Source organism: Arcobacter venerupis, from assembly GCF_013201665.1.
Lineage (GTDB): Bacteria > Campylobacterota > Campylobacteria > Campylobacterales > Arcobacteraceae > Aliarcobacter > Aliarcobacter venerupis.
This window is the reverse complement of the sequence record NZ_CP053840.1, coordinates 3098831-3118765: the sequence shown is the minus strand read 5'-3', so window position 1 is coordinate 3118765 and position 19935 is coordinate 3098831. Positions and strand designations below refer to the sequence as shown.

Sequence of the window (19935 nt, the reverse complement as noted above, 5' to 3'; positions counted from 1 at the left end):
GATTAGAAAATGTTTAAAAATATTTTAGTAACAATTCATTTACAGTACTTAGAGAATCATCCAAAAGTACTTAGTACTGCATTAAAAGTATTAGATCCTGAGGGAAAAATGACTTTACTGTTTGTAAATGAAAATATGAAACATGGTTCGGTTTCACCTTTAATGGAAGAAACAAATCAAAAGAATTACAACAAAGATGCCTTAGAACAATTAAAAGAGATAGCTGATAAAAATCTTGTACCAAGAGAAAAAGTAACTTTTAAAATAAGAGAAGGTGTTAGTCATCAAGAGATTTTAGAAGAGTCTATAAAAATAAAAGCAGACACTATTATTATGATGGCAAGTAGACCTGGTTTAAAGAACTATTTTATTGGAACAACTGCTGAGCGAGTAATTCGTCATGCAAATTGTTCTGTTTTTGTTTTACGTCACACAGATAAATAAAAAAGGGAAGAAAGATGAGTACAATAGAAGTAACATCGCCATTTGATGGAAGAGTAGTAGGGAACGTAAAATTCAGTACGTATGAAGAAGTAGAAAGCGCAATAGATTTAGCACATAAAACATTCTTAGATACAACAAACTGGATACCAAGATATAAAAGAGTAGAGATTTTAGAAAATGTAATGAAAATAATGTCTTCTCAAGTTGAAGAACTTACAATCCTTTGCGCAAGTGAAGGTGGTAAACCATATATCGATTCTAAAGTTGAAATTTTAAGAGCTATTAATGGTATTAAAATTGCTATTGAACACCTAAGTGTTTACGAAGGTAAAGAAGTAGCAATGGGACATACTAATACAAGCGCAAATAGAATGGCTTATACTTTTAAAGAACCAATCGGTGTAGTTGCTGCAATTTCAGCTTTTAATCACCCTTTTAACCTAGCAGTTCATCAAGTAATTCCTGCACTTGCAGTTGGTTGCCCAGTAATTATCAGACCAGCAACTCAAACTCCAATGAGTGCTATTAGACTTGTAGAAATTCTTGAAGAAGCAGGACTTCCAAAAGGATGGGCACAAGCTGTTGTTTGTGATAGAAAGGGTGGAGAATTATTAGCAACTTCAACTAAAACTAACTTCCTAACATTTATAGGTTCAGGACCAGTTGGTTGGTACTTAAACTCAAAAGTAAGCCCAGGTACAAGAGTAGCTCTTGAACATGGTGGAGTAGCCCCTGTAATTGTAGAACCAGATGCAGATATTGAAGATATGATTCCAGCACTAGCTAAAGGTGGATTCTACCATGCAGGTCAAGTTTGTGTTTCTGTTCAAAGAATTTATGTTCATGAATCAATCTTTGATACTGTAGCAAATAAATTAGCAGCAGTAGCTTCAAAATTAGTTGTAGGTGATCAATTAGACCCAAAAACTGAAGTTGGACCATTGATTAATAATGATGAAGTAAATAGAGTAGAAGAATGGGTAAATGATGCAGTTGCAAAAGGTGCAACAATCCTAACAGGTGGAAAAAGAATAAGTGCTTCTTGCTTTGAACCAACTGTAATTTTAAATCCTACAGATGATGCAATCGTTTCACAAAAAGAGATATTCGGACCAGTAGTTTGTATTTACTCTTATAAAACATTTGATGAAGCAATAGCTAAAGCAAATTCACTAGAAGTGTCTTTCCAAGCAGCAGTGTTTACAAAAAATATAGATACAGCATTAAAAGCAGTAAAAAGATTAAACGCAACAGCAGTAATGGTAAATGATCATACGGCATTTAGAGTAGATTGGATGCCGTTTGGAGGAGCAAGAGTATCAGGATTAGGGATGGGTGGAATACCATATTCAATGGAAGAGATGAGTAATGAGAAAATGATGGTAATCAAATCACCAGTATTATAATTACAAATCAGAAGAAATAAATAAAAGCTAAGGTATAAATGCCTTAGCTTTTTTTATTTAAAAAAATTAGGAATTATAATGACTTGGAACGAAATAATAGACAATGAAAAACAAAAACCTTACTTTAAAACTTTAACTGAACAAATAGATAAAAAATATGAAAATAGCGTAGTTTTCCCAGAAAAAGAAAACATTTTTAAAGCTTTTTCACTTACAAAACTTGACGATTTAAAAGTAGTTATTTTAGGACAAGACCCATATCATGGATTTGGACAAGCTCAAGGATTATCATTTTCAACTCCAAAAGAGATAAAAAATCCACCTTCAATGGTAAATATTTTAAAAGAGATAAAAGAGGATTTACAAAAAGATTCTTTTTGTCTTGATGGAGATTTAACTTCATGGGCAAAAGATGGCGTTTTATTATTAAACACTATTTTAACAGTTGAAGAGTCAAAACCAAAATCACATCATAATCTTGGTTGGGAAATATTTACAGACAATATAATCAAATACATAAATGACAATAAAGAAAATATTATCTTTTTACTTTGGGGCACACCAGCAATTTCAAAATCAAAACTAATTGATACAAATAAACATCATATTTTAAGTGCTCCCCATCCAAGTCCACTATCATCTTATAGAGGTTTTTTTGGTTGCAAACACTTCTCAAAAACAAATGAGATTTTAAAAAGATTAGGGAAAAAAGAGATTAACTGGTAATCAATCAAAGATATTTAGAATCCTTGATTTGATTTTTCCTAAAGATAGTTTTATTGCAGAATATTTCATAACTTTAGCAATATCTTTCCATTGTTTTTTTTCATAACATGGCTTTGGGCATTTTCTGCATCTAGGTTTTATCTCATGTGGACAAGATTGAAGTTTTAAAAATGAATAGTTTATAACTTCTTGGCACTCTTTACATAAATCTAGTTTTAAATTAAAAGTTTTTGATTTGTACTCAAGACAAATTTCTTTTGATTCTTGATTTTGGTGTTTATCTTTGCAATAAATTTCACAAAAGTTTTTTAAAGTATTTATCTCAATTTCGAATTTTTCATAAGTCATATTTTCACTTCTTTTTAAAAGTAGGATTATTTATATCCTATTTAACTTTAGATTTAATATTTTTGCATAAAATACAAAATTATATATTGATGTCAATCAATAAAAGGAAAAATTATGCAAAAAACAGGATTAGAGGATTTCAATTTTTTTAGTTTCCTAAAAGAAGAAGACCTTCTGCGATTAAAAGAGATAAGTATAAAAAAATATTTTAACAAAGATGAAATACTTTTTTATAAGGGTGACGAACCAAAATATCTACATTTATTAATAAAAGGTGTAGCAAAACTTTATACTTATGATACAAAAGACAACGAAGTAATCATTCATAATCTTATGGCACCATCTTTAATAGCTGAAATTGTAAATTATGAAGAGATGAAATTTCCAGCAAATTGTTCATTTGAAACAAGAGCTGAAGTATTATTAATTGATTATGAAAAGTTCAAAAAAGAGTTCTTACTAAAACCAGAAATTTCAATGTTTTTTATAAAATCTTTAACAAAAAAAATAAAAGCACTAGAGAGTTTCATAAACTACAATATAAGCTCAAATAGCTTAGAAAAAATAGCAAAATTTTTATTTGAAAATGAATCAATACTTATAAATCTAAAACAAGTAAAAATCGCACAAATTTTAAATATAACACCAGAAACTTTCTCAAGAAAACTAGCAAAACTAAAAAAAGAAAACATTATTCAAAATGAAAAAGGTTATATAAAAATCTTAGATCATGAAAAATTAAAAGATTATATTAGTAATTAGAATAAATTTCAACTTTTTAGAAGATAACTCACTATATTATGTAAAAATAACTAAATAATTAATAATATATTTATATAATTTTATGTATTATTCTTAAATGCTTAAAAGAATTAAAATCAAAATTATATATATCTTGTTATTGTCATTTATTATTTTAATCGAACAATTTATTTTGTTATATCCTTTTAATAAAAATAAACCAGTAGAAAAAAAAGAAAACTTTTACAAAATACAATTTAAAGAAACTCAAGAAAATGATACTTACGAGCTTCAGTTAGAAGCGAGAAAAAAATCAGAAGCAGAAGCAGAGCAAAGAAAAAAATCAGAAGCAGAAGCAGAGCAAAGAAAAAAATCAGAAGCAGAAGCAGAGCAAAGAAAAAAATCAGAAGCAGAAGCAGAGCAAAGAAAAAAATCAGAAGCAGAAGCAGAGCAAAGAAAAAAATCAGAAGCAGAAGCAGAGCAAAGAAAAAAATCAGAAGCAGAAGCAGAGCAAAGAAAAAAATCAGAAGCAGAAGCAGAGCAAAGAAAAAAATCAGAAGCAGAAGCAGAGCAAAGAAAAAAATCAGAAGCAGAAGCAGAGCAAAGAAAAAAATCAGAAGCAGAAGCAGAGCAAAGAAAAAAATCAGAAGCAGAAGCAGAGCAAAGAAAAAAATCAGAAGCAGAAGCAGAGCAAAGAAAAAAATCAGAAGCAGAAGCAGAGCAAAGAAAAAAATCAGAAGCAGAAGCAGAGCAAAGAAAAAAATCAGAAGCAGAAGCAGAGCAAAGAAAAAAATCAGAAGCAGAAGCAGAGCAAAGAAAAAAATCAGAAGCAGAAGCAGAGCAAAGAAAAAAATCAGAAGCAGAAGCAGAGCAAAGAAAAAAATCAGAAGCAGAAGCCCAAAAAAGAGCTTTTCTTTCAGGATTAAGAGATGGATATATTAATGATTTGAGAATAGAAATAGAAAGAAATAAAAGCTATCCACTTATTTCAAAGGCTAAAAAGGAAGAAGGGATAGTTGTTTTATTTTTTAGAGTTAATAATAAAGGAGAGATTAGTAATTTGAAGATTTTAAAATCTTCAGGATACGAAAAACTAGATGAAGCTGCTTTGAAAGCTGTTAAAGCAGTAGGTATATACAAAAGAATACCAGAAGAACTTGAAAATGAATATTTAGATATTCAAGTTCCAATAAAATTTAATTTAAACTAAGGACAAACATGAATGAAAATTATCTTAATTTAATGGATTATGTAGATAAAGCAGGAATGATAGGATATATATTATTAATCTTATTCACACTAGGAATATCAATAATGATTTGGAAATCTATTCATATTTTTTATTTTAAATCAACAAGGGAAAAATATTTACAAGCAGTTTTAGAAAAAGTTAAAGAGATAGCAGACCCAACGTTATGTATGAAAGTTTCAAAAAGTATTATTGATGAAAAAATGTCAGAATTAGAAAGTGGAATGAGTACAATTAGAATTGTTGCTTCTATTTCTCCATTATTAGGACTACTTGGAACAGTAATAGGTATTTTACAAGCTTTTGATGTAATTTCAAAAACTGGCTTAGGTGAACCAACTGCTTTTGCAGCTGGAATCTCTCTTGCATTAATTACTACAGTTATGGGATTAATTATAGCTATTCCTCATTATGTTGGTTATAACTATTTAGTTAGAAGTATCAATCACTTTGAATCTGTTTTATTAAAAGAGATTGATTTTAAAATTTTGAAAAAATAAGAATTTATTATGAGAAAGCATAGAGAATTTTTAGCTCCAGATTTGACTCCACTTATAGATGTTGTATTTTTATTATTGATTTTTTTCTTGGTTTCTTCTGTTTTAAAAAGAGAAGATTTGGCTTTTTTATTAAATCTCCCAAAATCTCAATATTCAGTAGAAGTTATTAATCCTAAAAACATAAATATATCACTCAATTTAGATGAAATTTATATGGAAGATAAAAAGATTGATTTTGAAGGTTTAGACAAAAACTTATATGAAATAGAAAATAAAAATACTTCAGTAAATGTAAGAATAGATGAAGAAGTTAAATATCAAAGAATAATAAAAGTTTTTGATTTATTAAAAAAGAATAACTTTTACAATATAGCTCTAGTTAATCACAAAGAAAAGAAATGAAATATTTACTAGCGTTAGTTGCAATTTTTAGCTTTTCATATGCAGATATATCAACAAATATTATAAACAAAAATATCAAGGATTTTGAAGAAAAGAAAGTTTTTGAAGAGCAAAAGAAAAATGAGAAAATAGAAGAAAATAAAGTTTATGATATGAAACTTATTGAAGTTAGTGAAGATATAAAAAATGAAGAGAATTGCGTAAAAATTGAAAAAATTAATATTCTAAATATGACTGTTTTTAATGAAGATGATTTTGAAGATTTAGTCGAACCCTATTTAAATAAATGTAATGGGCTGAAAAATTTATCGAATTTAAAAGACAAAATATCAAATAAATATATAGATAAAGGTTATGTAACAAGTAGAGCATTCTTTAAATTACAAGATTTAAGTGATGGTGTTGTTGATATAGATGTTGTAGAGGGGAAAATAGAGAAAATTATCAATGAAAATATCAATATTTCAAATTTATATACAAGTTATGAAAATAAAATATTAAATCTTAGAGATTTAGAAGTAGTTGTTCAACAAGCAGAAAGATTGCGTTCTCAGAATTTAGATTTACAGTTAATTCCTGGAACAAAAGTTGGATACACAATAGTGAAAATAGTTAATAATGGTAATCTAAAATCATATTTTGGAAATATAGGAATTAACAATTATGGAACTAAGAAAACAGGACAATACCAGATATATAATAACTTTAATTACGAAAATCTTTTTGGCATAAATGATATTTTAGATTTAAACATTAATTCTACAAATAATATTTTTAAAAATAATGATAAAACTTTTGGAAGTTCAATAAATTACTCTTTTCCATTTGAAAGATTTTTATTTGATATTTTTTATAACTATTCAAACTATAAGCAAATAAATAGTGATGAATTTAATAATTTATTTCAATCTGATGGAAATAATGATTCTTTTGGCTTAGATATATCATATAAGCTTTACCACTCTTCAAGTCATACTATAGAACTATTATTAAATTTCCAAAAAAAAGAGACAGAAAATGTTTTAAATGATGTTAGATTGGATTTACAAAGTTATTCAAGCTCTTCTTTCGAATGGGGTATTAAACACAGTTATAAAGGGGATAGTTTTGACTATTACAGTAAATTTCTAATGAGTCAAGGTTTAAGTGGAGAGTCAGATGAATATGCAAAACAAGAAATAGATTTTACAAAATATGTGTTAGATTTGGGTTTTAACAAATATTTTGATACTTCAAATAATCTAAAATATAATTTTTATTTAAGAGGACAAATCTCTGATAATAATCTTTTTGGAACAGAAGAAATATCAATGGGTGGAGTATATAGTGTAAGAGGTTTTAACGATACTGGATTATCTGGAAACATAGGATTTTACACACGAAATGAATTATCTGCACAATATAATTTAGATGATTATATCGTAATTCCATATTTAGGATTAGATTATGGATATGTAACAGAAAATGAAAATAATATAGGTGGGAATATAATAGGTTCAGCTATTGGTACTAGATTTTATTTGGGAAGTATGAATTTAGAATTATTTTATAATCTTCCTCTAAAAGATGCTGAAAATACAAAAGATGAGAGTTCTAATTTTTTTGGATTTAATTTAATGTATAACTATTAAGGGTAATTTATGAGAAATATAATAAAAAAAATAATAGCTATAAAAATAAGTAGTTTATTGATTTTTCAGCAAACAGTGATTGCTGGAAGCATAGTAGTTGATAATACAGCAGTAAAATCAAATCAGGCAACATTAGAAACTGCAAGAAATGGAGTTCCTATAGTAAATATAGTTGTACCAAATGAAAAAGGGCTTTCTCATAATAAATTTAGTGATTATAATGTAAATAAAGAGGGAGTTATCTTAAATAATTCAAACCAAAGAGATGTAAATACTCAATTAAGTGGATATATCTATGGAAATAAGAATTTAGTTGGAGGAAGTACTGCAAAAACAATATTAAATGAGGTAACAAGCAAAAACAAAAGTGAACTAAAAGGATTTACAGAAGTTGCAGGTGATAAAGCAGGTGTAGTTGTAGCAAACCCCAATGGAATATATATAAATGGAGCAGGATTTATAAATACTTCAAAAGCAACAATAACAACAGGAAAAATAAATATTCAAGATAATCAAATCCGAAATTTTGAAGTAAGAGATTCAGAAATACAAATAGATGGAGATGGCTTAAATACAACAAATGTAGATAAAGCTGAACTATATGCAAAAACAGTGAAATTAAATGCCCAAATTCATGCAAAAGATATAGATATAGTAACAGGAAAGAATAAAATCTCAGAAGATGGAACTATAGAAAGAATAGATGAAGTAGATACTGAAAAGCCAAGTTTTTCTTTAGATTCATCAAGCTTAGGTGGAATTTATGCAAATAAAATAAACTTAATCGGAACGCAAGCTGGGGTTGGAGTAAATCTACCTGTAGAAATAGCAGCTCAAGATAATTTAAAATTAAGTGCCGATGGAAAAATAGTAGTAAAAAAAGTAATAGCCACAAATGATATAAATATAAAATCAAATTCAAATAGTATAAATAGTGAGCAAGTATATGCAAATAATGTAAATTTAAATGCAAAAAATGAAATAGTTAATGCGGATATGATAGCTTCAAAAAATAATATAGAATTAACAGCTCAAAAAGTTATAAATAATAACATAATAGCTTCAGGAGTAACTGAAGAATTAGAAGATTCAATAAAGGGAAATCTTACTATAAATTCTGAAAATCTAGAAAATAAGAAAACTCTTTATTCAAAAGATAATATAACAATAGATTCTACAAATATAAAAAATTCTCAAAATTCAAATATAAATTCAAAAAAAGCAATAATTATAAAAAGTAAAAATCTAGAAAATGAAGATAATGTAACGATTCAATCAAAAGATGATATTACCATAAAAAGTGAAGATAAAATAGTATCAAATAATACAAAGATATTAAGTCAAGAGGGGAATCTTAGTTTAAATGCGAAGAAATTAGAATTAAATAAGTCAATAGTAAATGTAGGGAAAGATATAGATTTAAAAGTAGAGAATGAAATATTAGCCCAAGATGTGAATATGCAAGGGAATAAAATAGATATAAGCTCGAAAAGTTTAGAACTATCAAAAGAGAATACAAAAGAAGAAGATTATAACTCAAAATTAATTTCAAATACAAGTATAAATATAAATACAAATAGTTTAAAAAATATAAATGGATATATAGGAGCGAAAGAAGATATAAATATCGAATCAAAAGATATAGATAATAGTAATGGAGTAATAGTAACAAATGAGAATTTAAATATCAATTCAGAAGAGAATGGGATGTTTAATAATGTAAAAGGGATAATACAAGCAGGGAAGAGATTAGTATTAAATATATTTAATTTCCAAGGGGAAGAATCAAATATCCAAGCAAAAGAGATAGAGATAATAGCGAATGATGTAAATGCGAAGAGTTCAAATATCGTAGCAACAGATGGGGATTTAGGATTAAAAACTAATAATTTAGATTTAGATAATTCATTACAAATAGCAGCCTTAAAAGATTTAAAGATAGATTCAAAAGAGACAAAGTTAAATAATACAAAGATATTAAGTCAAGAGGGGAATCTTAGTTTAAATGCGAAGAAATTAGAATTAAATAAGTCAATAGTAAATGTAGGGAAAGATATAGATTTAAAAGTAGAGAATGAAATATTAGCCCAAGATGTGAATATGCAAGGGAATAAAATAGATATAAGCTCGAAAAGTTTAGAACTATCAAAAGAGAATACAAAAGAAGAAGATTATAACTCAAAATTAATTTCAAATACAAGTATAAATATAAATACAAATAGTTTAAAAAATATAAATGGATATATAGGAGCGAAAGAAGATATAAATATCGAATCAAAAGATATAGATAATAGTAATGGAGTAATAGTAACAAATGAGAATTTAAATATCAATTCAGAAGAGAATGGGATGTTTAATAATGTAAAAGGGATAATACAAGCAGGGAAGAGATTAGTATTAAATATATTTAATTTCCAAGGGGAAGAATCAAATATCCAAGCAAAAGAGATAGAGATAATAGCGAATGATGTAAATGCGAAGAGTTCAAATATCGTAGCAACAGATGGGGATTTAGGATTAAAAACTAATAATTTAGATTTAGATAATTCATTACAAATAGCAGCCTTAAAAGATTTAAAGATAGATTCAAAAGAGACAAAGTTAAATAATACAAAGATATTAAGTCAAGAGGGGAATCTTAGTTTAAATGCGAAGAAATTAGAATTAAATAAGTCAATAGTAAATGTAGGGAAAGATATAGATTTAAAAGTAGAGAATGAAATATTAGCCCAAGATGTGAATATGCAAGGGAATAAAATAGATATAAGCTCGAAAAGTTTAGAACTATCAAAAGAGAATACAAAAGAAGAAGATTATAACTCAAAATTAATTTCAAATACAAGTATAAATATAAATACAAATAGTTTAAAAAATATAAATGGATATATAGGAGCGAAAGAAGATATAAATATCGAATCAAAAGATATAGATAATAGTAATGGAGTAATAGTAACAAATGAGAATTTAAATATCAATTCAGAAGAGAATGGGATGTTTAATAATGTAAAAGGGATAATACAAGCAGGGAAGAGATTAGTATTAAATATATTTAATTTCCAAGGGGAAGAATCAAATATCCAAGCAAAAGAGATAGAGATAATAGCGAATGATGTAAATGCGAAGAGTTCAAATATCGTAGCAACAGATGGGGATTTAGGATTAAAAACTAATAATTTAGATTTAGATAATTCATTACAAATAGCAGCCTTAAAAGATTTAAAGATAGATTCAAAAGAGACAAAGTTAAATAATACAAAGATATTAAGTCAAGAGGGGAATCTTAGTTTAAATGCGAAGAAATTAGAATTAAATAAGTCAATAGTAAATGTAGGGAAAGATATAGATTTAAAAGTAGAGAATGAAATATTAGCCCAAGATGTGAATATGCAAGGGAATAAAATAGATATAAGCTCGAAAAGTTTAGAACTATCAAAAGAGAATACAAAAGAAGAAGATTATAACTCAAAATTAATTTCAAATACAAGTATAAATATAAATACAAATAGTTTAAAAAATATAAATGGATATATAGGAGCGAAAGAAGATATAAATATCGAATCAAAAGATATAGATAATAGTAATGGAGTAATAGTAACAAATGAGAATTTAAATATCAATTCAGAAGAGAATGGGATGTTTAATAATGTAAAAGGGATAATACAAGCAGGGAAGAGATTAGTATTAAATATATTTAATTTCCAAGGGGAAGAATCAAATATCCAAGCAAAAGAGATAGAGATAATAGCGAATGATGTAAATGCGAAGAGTTCAAATATCGTAGCAACAGATGGGGATTTAGGATTAAAAACTAATAATTTAGATTTAGATAATTCATTACAAATAGCAGCCTTAAAAGATTTAAAGATAGATTCAAAAGAGACAAAGTTAAATAATACAAAGATATTAAGTCAAGAGGGGAATCTTAGTTTAAATGCGAAGAAATTAGAATTAAATAAGTCAATAGTAAATGTAGGGAAAGATATAGATTTAAAAGTAGAGAATGAAATATTAGCCCAAGATGTGAATATGCAAGGGAATAAAATAGATATAAGCTCGAAAAGTTTAGAACTATCAAAAGAGAATACAAAAGAAGAAGATTATAACTCAAAATTAATTTCAAATACAAGTATAAATATAAATACAAATAGTTTAAAAAATATAAATGGATATATAGGAGCGAAAGAAGATATAAATATCGAATCAAAAGATATAGATAATAGTAATGGAGTAATAGTAACAAATGAGAATTTAAATATCAATTCAGAAGAGAATGGGATGTTTAATAATGTAAAAGGGATAATACAAGCAGGGAAGAGATTAGTATTAAATATATTTAATTTCCAAGGGGAAGAATCAAATATCCAAGCAAAAGAGATAGAGATAATAGCGAATGATGTAAATGCGAAGAGTTCAAATATCGTAGCAACAGATGGGGATTTAGGATTAAAAACTAATAATTTAGATTTAGATAATTCATTACAAATAGCAGCCTTAAAAGATTTAAAGATAGATTCAAAAGAGACAAAGTTAAATAATACAAAGATATTAAGTCAAGAGGGGAATCTTAGTTTAAATGCGAAGAAATTAGAATTAAATAAGTCAATAGTAAATGTAGGGAAAGATATAGATTTAAAAGTAGAGAATGAAATATTAGCCCAAGATGTGAATATGCAAGGGAATAAAATAGATATAAGCTCGAAAAGTTTAGAACTATCAAAAGAGAATACAAAAGAAGAAGATTATAACTCAAAATTAATTTCAAATACAAGTATAAATATAAATACAAATAGTTTAAAAAATATAAATGGATATATAGGAGCGAAAGAAGATATAAATATCGAATCAAAAGATATAGATAATAGTAATGGAGTAATAGTAACAAATGAGAATTTAAATATCAATTCAGAAGAGAATGGGATGTTTAATAATGTAAAAGGGATAATACAAGCAGGGAAGAGATTAGTATTAAATATATTTAATTTCCAAGGGGAAGAATCAAATATCCAAGCAAAAGAGATAGAGATAATAGCGAATGATGTAAATGCGAAGAGTTCAAATATCGTAGCAACAGATGGGGATTTAGGATTAAAAACTAATAATTTAGATTTTTCTAGTGAGATTACGAATAAAGGTTTATTATATTCAACAAATAATATTTTAATAAATTCTAAAAAGTTTATTTCAAACTATTTAAGTATTCAAGCAAATAATAATATTGATATTAATTCTTTAGATATAACATTAAATAATAGTATTGTTCAAAGTGTAGTAGATATAAACGAAACTTATGCAAATGGATATAAACAAGGAAATATAAATCTAATAACTAATAAATTGGATTTAAATAATACTACATTAGCTTCAAAAGATTTAAATATTAAAAATCAAAAAAAAAATAAACTTGAAAAATTAATAGTAAATAACTCTACACTAGATGTGAATAATGATATAAATATTTTAACAACAAATTTTAATACAAAAGATTCTAAATATTTATCTCTTAGAAATTTCTTTTTACAAACAAATAATATTGAAAATGAAGATAGTAATACAATTCTTTCAAATAATGTATTTAAAAGTGGTAATAGTATGAATATAACTATTGATGATGATATAACACTTGATAGTTCAAATACTTTTGAAGCTTTAAATAGCGTAACTTTAAATTCAAAATCACTGACAAACAATGCCCAATTTATTTCTAATGATAATATAACAATAAATGCAAATGATTATATAATAAATAACGCATTACTATCTTCAGGAAATACTATAACTTTAAATGCAAATAACTACATAATAAATAATGATTCAAATGAAACTTTATTTGGGATAAAAGGAGCTTTTACAAATCTGAATACAAATATTCTTACGAATTATGGATTAATTTCTTCATTATATGAAATGAATTTAAAAGCTAATGATATTGTAAATTATGGAGGAATAGCTTCAGGTAATGCAGATAATTACTCTTCTATTATGAGTATAACTGCAAATAATTTGACAAACTATAATACAATTTATTCAAATGATAGTGTAAATTTGTTTATAAAAAATAATTTATTAAATAAAACAGATGATAATTTGGTAGATTTAAATAATAAAGAAGCAACTATCTATGCAACAAATCATATAAATATTCAAGCAGACAAAGATAAAACTTTAAGAACACAAAATATAACAAATGATAAATCAGTTATACAAACACAATATGGGGATATTAATATTTTTGCAAATAAATTAGAAAATCTAGCAATTGAGTTAAATATAAAGGGTGAATATATTCAAGAGAATAATGGAAGTATGTCCATTCGTGGAGGAGAAAGAATAAGTACTGAATATATATCTAGAGATAAACCAGGATATACTTATAATAGTTATACAATTTATACGGATATAATGAGTTATGATAAACCAATAATCGCACAAATATTATCTGGACGGGATATTTATTTTAATACGAATACTATAATAAATAATTATTCATTAATCTCAGGTAAGAATGATTTATACTTTGAAAGCGATGTTATATCAAATGATAATATTGATATAGTAAAGTTAACTACAACAAATAAAGCTATTTATACTAGGGAAAAGAAATGTAAGTGGTACGGTAGTTGTAAAGAATATTCTACCTATAAAGGTACACAAGTAACATATGATGTAGAGATAGTAGATACTATTAGTTCCTCAATTGAAGCAGGTAGAAATATTTTTGGGACATCTAATAGTTTGATTAATGGAAACGAAAATGCAATAATAGAATTTAGTACATATAAACCAACAACAAATACAGATATAGTAAGTTCAGATTTATCTATAATAACAAAAAATACACAAAATGAAACAAGCTCTTCAACAGGAATAATCGTAGCAAATACTCAAAAAGAAGAGTTAGACAATACAACAACTAAAACAATAGAAGAAATAAACACTCAACAAATAGTAAATTCAAATGAAACTGATGTAAAAGATACTCAAAAAGAAGAATTAGCAGAAGAACAAAATAAAGAGATAGAATTTTTTGAAAAAGAAAAAATTGAAAGTAGTATAGATAAAATAGTGGAGAATAATGATAGTCAATTATTAAATAAAGATAATTTAAATATAAATATAGCTGTAGAGACAATAAAAGATGATTATAAATTACCAACAAATAAATTTGGAATATTTACACCAGTAGATCCAAATAAAAACTTAGATTATCTAGTAGAATCAAATCCCTTATATACAGATTTATCAAATTATACAGGGAGTTCTTATTTTCTAGAGAAGATGAATTATCAAGGTGATAGAACTACAAAAAGATTAGGTGACGCAGCTTATGAGACAAAATTAGTAAGTCAAGCGATAATTCAGCAAACAGGACAAAGATTTTTAAGTGAAAATTACACAAGTGAAAATGCACAGTTTGTAGCACTGATGGGAAATGCAGTAAATATGAGTGGAGTATTAGAATTAGAAATAGGTAAAGCTTTAACCCCCATCCAACTATCAAACCTAAGTGAAGATATAGTATGGATGGAAGAGAAAATAGTAGATGGACAAAGTGTATTAGTTCCAGTTGTATATTTAGCCAAAGATTATGAACACTTAAAAGGTGCAAGTATAGTTGCAGGAAACTCAATAGATTTAAAAGTAAATTCAAATGTAAATAATAGTGGAGTTATAAAAGCCAAAGATTATATAAACCTAGATGCAAATAGTATTATAAATAACTCTGGAGTAATCTTATCTAATGGAAAAGCCTCACTAATTTCAATTAATGACTTTGTAAATAAAAATGGCGGAATAATAAAAGGTTCTGATGTACAAATAGCATCTTTAAATGGGAATATAATAAATGAAACATTCTTAAAACAAAATACTATAAATCAAGGTACAAATAATTTCACATATACTCTTTTAGGAAATCAAAGTCAAATAGAAGCTACAAATGGTAATCTAGTTATTCAAGCAAATAAAAATATAGATAATATAGGTTCAAGCCTAAGTGCTTCAAAAATTCTATCTCTAAACGCAATAAATGAAGATGTAAATCTAAAAACAATAGAACTAAAAAATGAACATAATCTATACTTTGGTGGAGGCTTTGATAAAGCCCTTGATATGGAATATCTAGCAGCAACAGCAAGTGCAGGTGAAAATGTAATAATGAAATCAGGAAATGATATAAACTTAGAAGTTTCTAAATTAAATGCCGTAAATCAAATCAATCTAAATGCTTCAAATGATGTAAATATAACAGCAGTAAATAATGTACACTATACCGATGTTCAAACAAGTTCAAAAGGATTTATGAGTAAAAAGACACAAAGAGATATGAGTTATAAAGAAGAAGTAGTATCAAGTGAACTAAATGCAAATGATATTGTAATAAACGCAAATAATAATGTAAATTTAGAAGCTTCAAAATTAAAAGCACAAGATAATATAATCGTAAATGCAAAAGAAGGAGATGTAAATATCCTAGCAAAAGAGTATAGAGAAGGAGAATTACATCAAACAAGTAAATCTTCTTTTGGAGGATTGAAAAAAAGCTTAGATATAAGTTCAAGTGATGCTTTAAAACTAAACAGTGCTTTACTAGAAACTCAAGCTGCAAATGTAGTAATAAGCTCTGGAAAAGATATAAATATTCTTGCTAGTGAAATAAATAGTGGGAATTTATTATTAGCTGATGCAAAAAATAATTTAAATATTATGTCAGATGAAGAAATTTTCAAACAAGAAGAGATACATAAAAAAACAAGCTTTAGTCCTTCATTTAGTGGAAATATGTTAGTGTATGCACAAGAAAAAACCAATAGTGATAAAAATCTAACAACAACACAAATAGCATCTAATTTATCTGGTAAGGAAGTTATGTTACAAGCACAAAATGAGTTAACAATAATAGGTTCAAATGTAGTAGGAGAAGATATAACATTAAAAGCAAATGATATAAATTTATTATCAGCTACACAAAGTGCATCAAATGAGCATTCAGAATCTACAAAAAAAATAGGAGTAGAAGTAACATTAAACTCAAAAGAAGCTTCAATATTTGCAGGAGGAATAGTAAATAAAGATGAAATAAATAAAGGGAATACTACTCAATTAGCAAGTAATATTGTAGGAGATAATGTAACTTTAATATCAAAAGACAATACAAATATTATGGCATCAAATATAATGGCAAATAATGATTTAATATTGGCTACAGGGAAAAATATAAATGTATTATCGCAAGAAGCAACAGATTATAAAGATAAAATACACACATATCTAAAAGCAGGAATTAGTTTAGGTGTAAAACAAAATATAACAGATGGAGCTAAAAATATAGCAAATTCAGCCCAAAGTATTGCCAAATCAGATAATGCAGCAAATGCAGGATTCGGAACATTAAAATTAATAGATACAGTAAGTAGTACATTATCAAATCCAGTTAGTGCTGGATTAAATGCAGTAGCTATTGTAAATAAAAATACATCATCATCAACGAATCAAACTGTGCAAAGTTCAAATATTTATGCAGGAAATAACGCAACATTTGTTGCAGGAGAAGATGTAAATATTAAAGGAAGTAATGTTTATTCACAAAATAATTTAGATATTTATGCAAAAAACCTAAATGTAGAAGCATCTGCAGAGAAATCAAATAGTAAAACAACAGATAAAAATATGGATTTAAGTGTAGGATTGTATGGAACAAACGCGGGAAAAGTTGATTTATCGGTAAGCCAAGCAAAACAGACATCACAATCAACTAATTATGTGAACTCAAATATTCAAGCAAAAAATCTAAACCTAAATATAGATAATAATGCTAAATTTGAAGGAGCAAATATTCAAGCAAAAGATATAAATGCAACTGTAGGAAATAATCTAACAATAGCTTCTTTGCAAAATAGTTCAAATTCAAATGGAAGTAGCTCAAGTTTATCTTTAGGAACAAGTGGAAATGGAAGTATTGGAGTAGGAGTTGGTAAAAATAATAGCCAAAGAGATTGGGTAGATAATCAAACAACAATTATAGGAACAAATAGTGTAAATGTAAATGTTCAAGGAGATACTTTAATAAAAGGAGCAGTAATAGCAAGTGGGAACTATGATGAAAATGGAAACTTTGTAGATAAGAATAATCTAAATCTTAGTACAAAAAGCCTTTCAGTTGAAAATATCAATGATAAAGATAAAAGTAGTTCTTATAATTTAAGTGTAGGTGTTGATAAATCAGAAAATGAGACTCAAGCTAAAATGGAATTGGGATTATCAAATTCTCAAAAAGAGCAAATAAACTATGCAACAATAGGAAATGGAAATATAGAAGTAAAAGATAGAACAGATATTTCAAATGTAAATAGAGATGTAAACCAATCACAAGTGATTACAAAAGATAAAAATAGTAACTTGGATATATACTTAAGTAATACCTCAATAAGTAAAGCTTTAGACCCAACTCAAACAATAGCTAAATGGGGACAAGACTCTAAAGATTTAGGATTAAATGTAAGAAATGAAATAATGCAAAATTTACCATCAGCAACAAAACTAGATAAAGATGGAAATGGAAATATATTTGATAAAACAATAGGTAAGGCTTTAGATGCAACAACAGATTATGGGATGGGAATAATACCAACAGTTGGAAATGCTGGTGGATATGTAACCCAAATAGCTACTCAACTTTTTGGTGATAATAGAGGAATAATTAAAACAGCAAATAAACAAGATTTATTAAATATGGGAATAAATCCAGAAGATATATACCCAACCGGAGATGGAAAATATGTAACAGATCCAAATAAAACAGTTGTTATTCTAAAAGATGAAGAAGCAATAAAAAAAGAACAAAAATTAAGTGATTTTAATGATAGTAAAATATACTTAACTCAAGAACAAACTAGTAAAATAACTCATATGTTTACAAATGGGATAATGAATGATACAAAAGATTCATTTGAAAACTCAAAAGAACAGACAGGAAATGCAAGTGTAGTATTTATAAATTATAACCAAACTCATGGAATTGTAGGAGATTTAATGGAAAGTGGACAAGATAAATTTTTTGTAAATACATTAGGACAAAGTTATTTATTAACAGGAAGTGCAAGACAAACATCAGATTATTTGGTAAATTTGGCACAAGCAACAAATGGTAATCTAATAGTAGATGCGCATTCACAAGGTTCATTACTAACTTATGCAGCAATGTTAAATGCAAAATCTGATTTACAAAATATATTAAAAGATAAAAAAGATACAACATTAAAAGTAGGGTTTTATGGTTCGCCTGTAAATAGTGATGATTCATCAAGTTTAGTTAGACAACTATATTTAAATTCATCTGTGTACACAAATACTGATATAAAAGTATCAGATTACTTCCGTTCATCAGTAAATCCAGGAGATCCAGTTGGTTCAATTAGTATTTTTTTAGGTGGAAATGGAGCAGGGATAAATAGCTCAAGTAAGAGTGAAGGAGAGAGTTTTTATGTTTGGTTTGAAAGAGGAGCAAAAACAATGTTTAATGGAAAAAATCCAGAAGATTTAAAAAACTCATCACCACACTCAGGATATGTATGTGTAATAGGTTGTGGGGATGGTATGCTTACTCCTCAATTTGGAGATTATGTAAAAGAGGATAAAACTACAGAATCTCTAAATAATTTTTATGATGAAAGGAATCTAAATAAAGGATTTGCAAATTTTAATCAATGGAAAAATAATGAAAATAAATAATTTAATTTTAGTTCTAATATCAATTTTATTTTTAGGGTGTAGTAATGTAAAGCCAGATATGGAATTTTATAGCGTAGATATTAAAAGTTCAAATAAAACAGCTTATTTTAAACATTTTAATATTTTAGCACCAATTATAAAAGATGAAAATGAAGCAAAAAAATGGCATTTTCTTGCTTCAGATAATATATATTCTTTCAATATGGGATTAAATAAACATAATGATAAAAAAAATGTAAGATGGTTAAAATATCATCTCGAAATTAGAACCTATTCAGGAGAGAATTATACATTTAAAGATAGTTTAATATTTGGAAAGACTATAACGGCAGGATATAAAGAGCAAATATTAGTTGAAAAAGAAGCTATGGAAAAGAGAAATAAAGAGTATTTAGAAAATAGATATTTAAATAATGAATATTGGAAGAAAAAAGGAATAATTTCTGCAAAATATTCAAATGTAAATAAATATCTAGCAATAGAAATAACTACTAAAACAAAATATATGGATGTAGATAAATATTTAAGAGAATATAAATTATATAGTTATTCAAAAACAGGTAAGTTAAAATATTATGAGATAATAATCTCGGTAGATATAGATAAAGCAAATGCAGATGATCCAGAATTGTTAGTTGAATATTCATTTGAAGATATGTTAAAAAGAAGTCAAAGAAGTTTGGATAGCTTTGTAGCTAGTGATGAAGATTTTCCAGAGGATGCTCCAAAATATCAATAAATTTATTATACGAGGAAAAAAG

The 19935-nt window shown here is 26.5% G+C and carries 11 protein-coding genes; 10 read left to right on the top strand and 1 reads right to left on the bottom strand.

The features are described from left to right. Nucleotides 1–9 precede the first annotated feature (9 nt). The 3 genes from AVENP_RS15445 to ung all read left to right on the top strand — a co-directional run bounded on the left by AVENP_RS15445 (nucleotide 10) and on the right by ung (nucleotide 2576). A complete protein-coding gene (locus AVENP_RS15445) occupies nucleotides 10–444 on the top strand; it encodes a universal stress protein (RefSeq protein ID WP_128359881.1) in 435 nt (144 codons plus the stop codon). A gap of 14 nt (nucleotides 445–458) precedes the next feature. Next, on the top strand, nucleotides 459–1850 hold the full coding sequence (locus tag AVENP_RS15440; RefSeq protein ID WP_128359874.1) for an aldehyde dehydrogenase family protein: 1392 nt from the start codon (nucleotides 459–461) through the stop codon (nucleotides 1848–1850). 78 nt (nucleotides 1851–1928) lie between these two features. Continuing rightward, nucleotides 1929–2576 carry a uracil-DNA glycosylase gene (gene ung, locus AVENP_RS15435; RefSeq protein ID WP_128359882.1) on the top strand — a complete coding sequence of 216 codons (648 nt, stop codon included), beginning with the start codon at nucleotides 1929–1931 and terminating at the stop codon, nucleotides 2574–2576. Here ung and AVENP_RS15430 read toward each other — a convergent pair whose 3' ends face one another. After that, complete coding sequence (locus AVENP_RS15430; protein ID WP_128359883.1) at nucleotides 2577–2924, bottom strand: nitrous oxide-stimulated promoter family protein; 348 nt, start codon at nucleotides 2922–2924, stop codon at nucleotides 2577–2579. It abuts the gene before it with no gap. Between the two features lie 114 nt (nucleotides 2925–3038). Between AVENP_RS15430 and AVENP_RS15425 the strand changes: the two genes are divergently transcribed. The 7 genes from AVENP_RS15425 (at nucleotide 3039) to AVENP_RS15395 (ending at nucleotide 19913) form a co-directional block, all read left to right on the top strand. Further along, nucleotides 3039–3686 carry a Crp/Fnr family transcriptional regulator gene (locus AVENP_RS15425; protein WP_128359884.1) on the top strand — a complete coding sequence of 216 codons (648 nt, stop codon included), beginning with the start codon at nucleotides 3039–3041 and terminating at the stop codon, nucleotides 3684–3686. Nucleotides 3687–3783: 97 nt separating this feature from the next. Beyond that, nucleotides 3784–4875, top strand: coding sequence for a TonB family protein (locus AVENP_RS15420; RefSeq protein ID WP_172664340.1), 1092 nt, complete (start codon nucleotides 3784–3786; stop codon nucleotides 4873–4875). An 8-nt stretch (nucleotides 4876–4883) separates the two neighbouring features. After that, nucleotides 4884–5414 (top strand): MotA/TolQ/ExbB proton channel family protein, encoded by a 531-nt coding sequence (locus AVENP_RS15415; protein ID WP_128360352.1) that lies wholly within the window; start codon nucleotides 4884–4886, stop codon nucleotides 5412–5414. Between the two features lie 9 nt (nucleotides 5415–5423). After that, nucleotides 5424–5816 carry an ExbD/TolR family protein gene (locus AVENP_RS15410; RefSeq protein WP_128360351.1) on the top strand — a complete coding sequence of 131 codons (393 nt, stop codon included), beginning with the start codon at nucleotides 5424–5426 and terminating at the stop codon, nucleotides 5814–5816. Beyond that, nucleotides 5813–7447: a ShlB/FhaC/HecB family hemolysin secretion/activation protein gene (locus AVENP_RS15405; protein WP_128360350.1), complete on the top strand. Its 1635-nt coding sequence runs from the start codon at nucleotides 5813–5815 to the stop codon at nucleotides 7445–7447. The genes AVENP_RS15410 and AVENP_RS15405 overlap by 4 nt, the downstream gene beginning before the upstream one ends. 9 nt (nucleotides 7448–7456) lie before the next feature. Next, nucleotides 7457–19174 (top strand): two-partner secretion domain-containing protein, encoded by an 11718-nt coding sequence (locus AVENP_RS15400; RefSeq protein ID WP_172664339.1) that lies wholly within the window; start codon nucleotides 7457–7459, stop codon nucleotides 19172–19174. Then, nucleotides 19161–19913 carry a hypothetical protein gene (locus tag AVENP_RS15395; protein WP_128360348.1) on the top strand — a complete coding sequence of 251 codons (753 nt, stop codon included), beginning with the start codon at nucleotides 19161–19163 and terminating at the stop codon, nucleotides 19911–19913. Before AVENP_RS15400 ends, AVENP_RS15395 begins: the two co-directional genes overlap by 14 nt. Nucleotides 19914–19935: the final 22 nt, after the last annotated feature.

Coding starts and splice junctions, on each gene's coding strand:
- AVENP_RS15395 (WP_128360348.1), top strand. CDS start 19,161: ATGAAAATAAATAATTTAATTTTAGTTCTAATATCAATTTTATTTTTA.
- AVENP_RS15445 (WP_128359881.1), top strand. CDS start 10: ATGTTTAAAAATATTTTAGTAACAATTCATTTACAGTACTTAGAGAAT.
- AVENP_RS15430 (WP_128359883.1), bottom strand. CDS start 2,924: ATGACTTATGAAAAATTCGAAATTGAGATAAATACTTTAAAAAACTTT.
- ung (WP_128359882.1), top strand. CDS start 1,929: ATGACTTGGAACGAAATAATAGACAATGAAAAACAAAAACCTTACTTT.
- AVENP_RS15410 (WP_128360351.1), top strand. CDS start 5,424: ATGAGAAAGCATAGAGAATTTTTAGCTCCAGATTTGACTCCACTTATA.
- AVENP_RS15405 (WP_128360350.1), top strand. CDS start 5,813: ATGAAATATTTACTAGCGTTAGTTGCAATTTTTAGCTTTTCATATGCA.
- AVENP_RS15415 (WP_128360352.1), top strand. CDS start 4,884: ATGAATGAAAATTATCTTAATTTAATGGATTATGTAGATAAAGCAGGA.
- AVENP_RS15440 (WP_128359874.1), top strand. CDS start 459: ATGAGTACAATAGAAGTAACATCGCCATTTGATGGAAGAGTAGTAGGG.
- AVENP_RS15425 (WP_128359884.1), top strand. CDS start 3,039: ATGCAAAAAACAGGATTAGAGGATTTCAATTTTTTTAGTTTCCTAAAA.
- AVENP_RS15420 (WP_172664340.1), top strand. CDS start 3,784: ATGCTTAAAAGAATTAAAATCAAAATTATATATATCTTGTTATTGTCA.
- AVENP_RS15400 (WP_172664339.1), top strand. CDS start 7,457: ATGAGAAATATAATAAAAAAAATAATAGCTATAAAAATAAGTAGTTTA.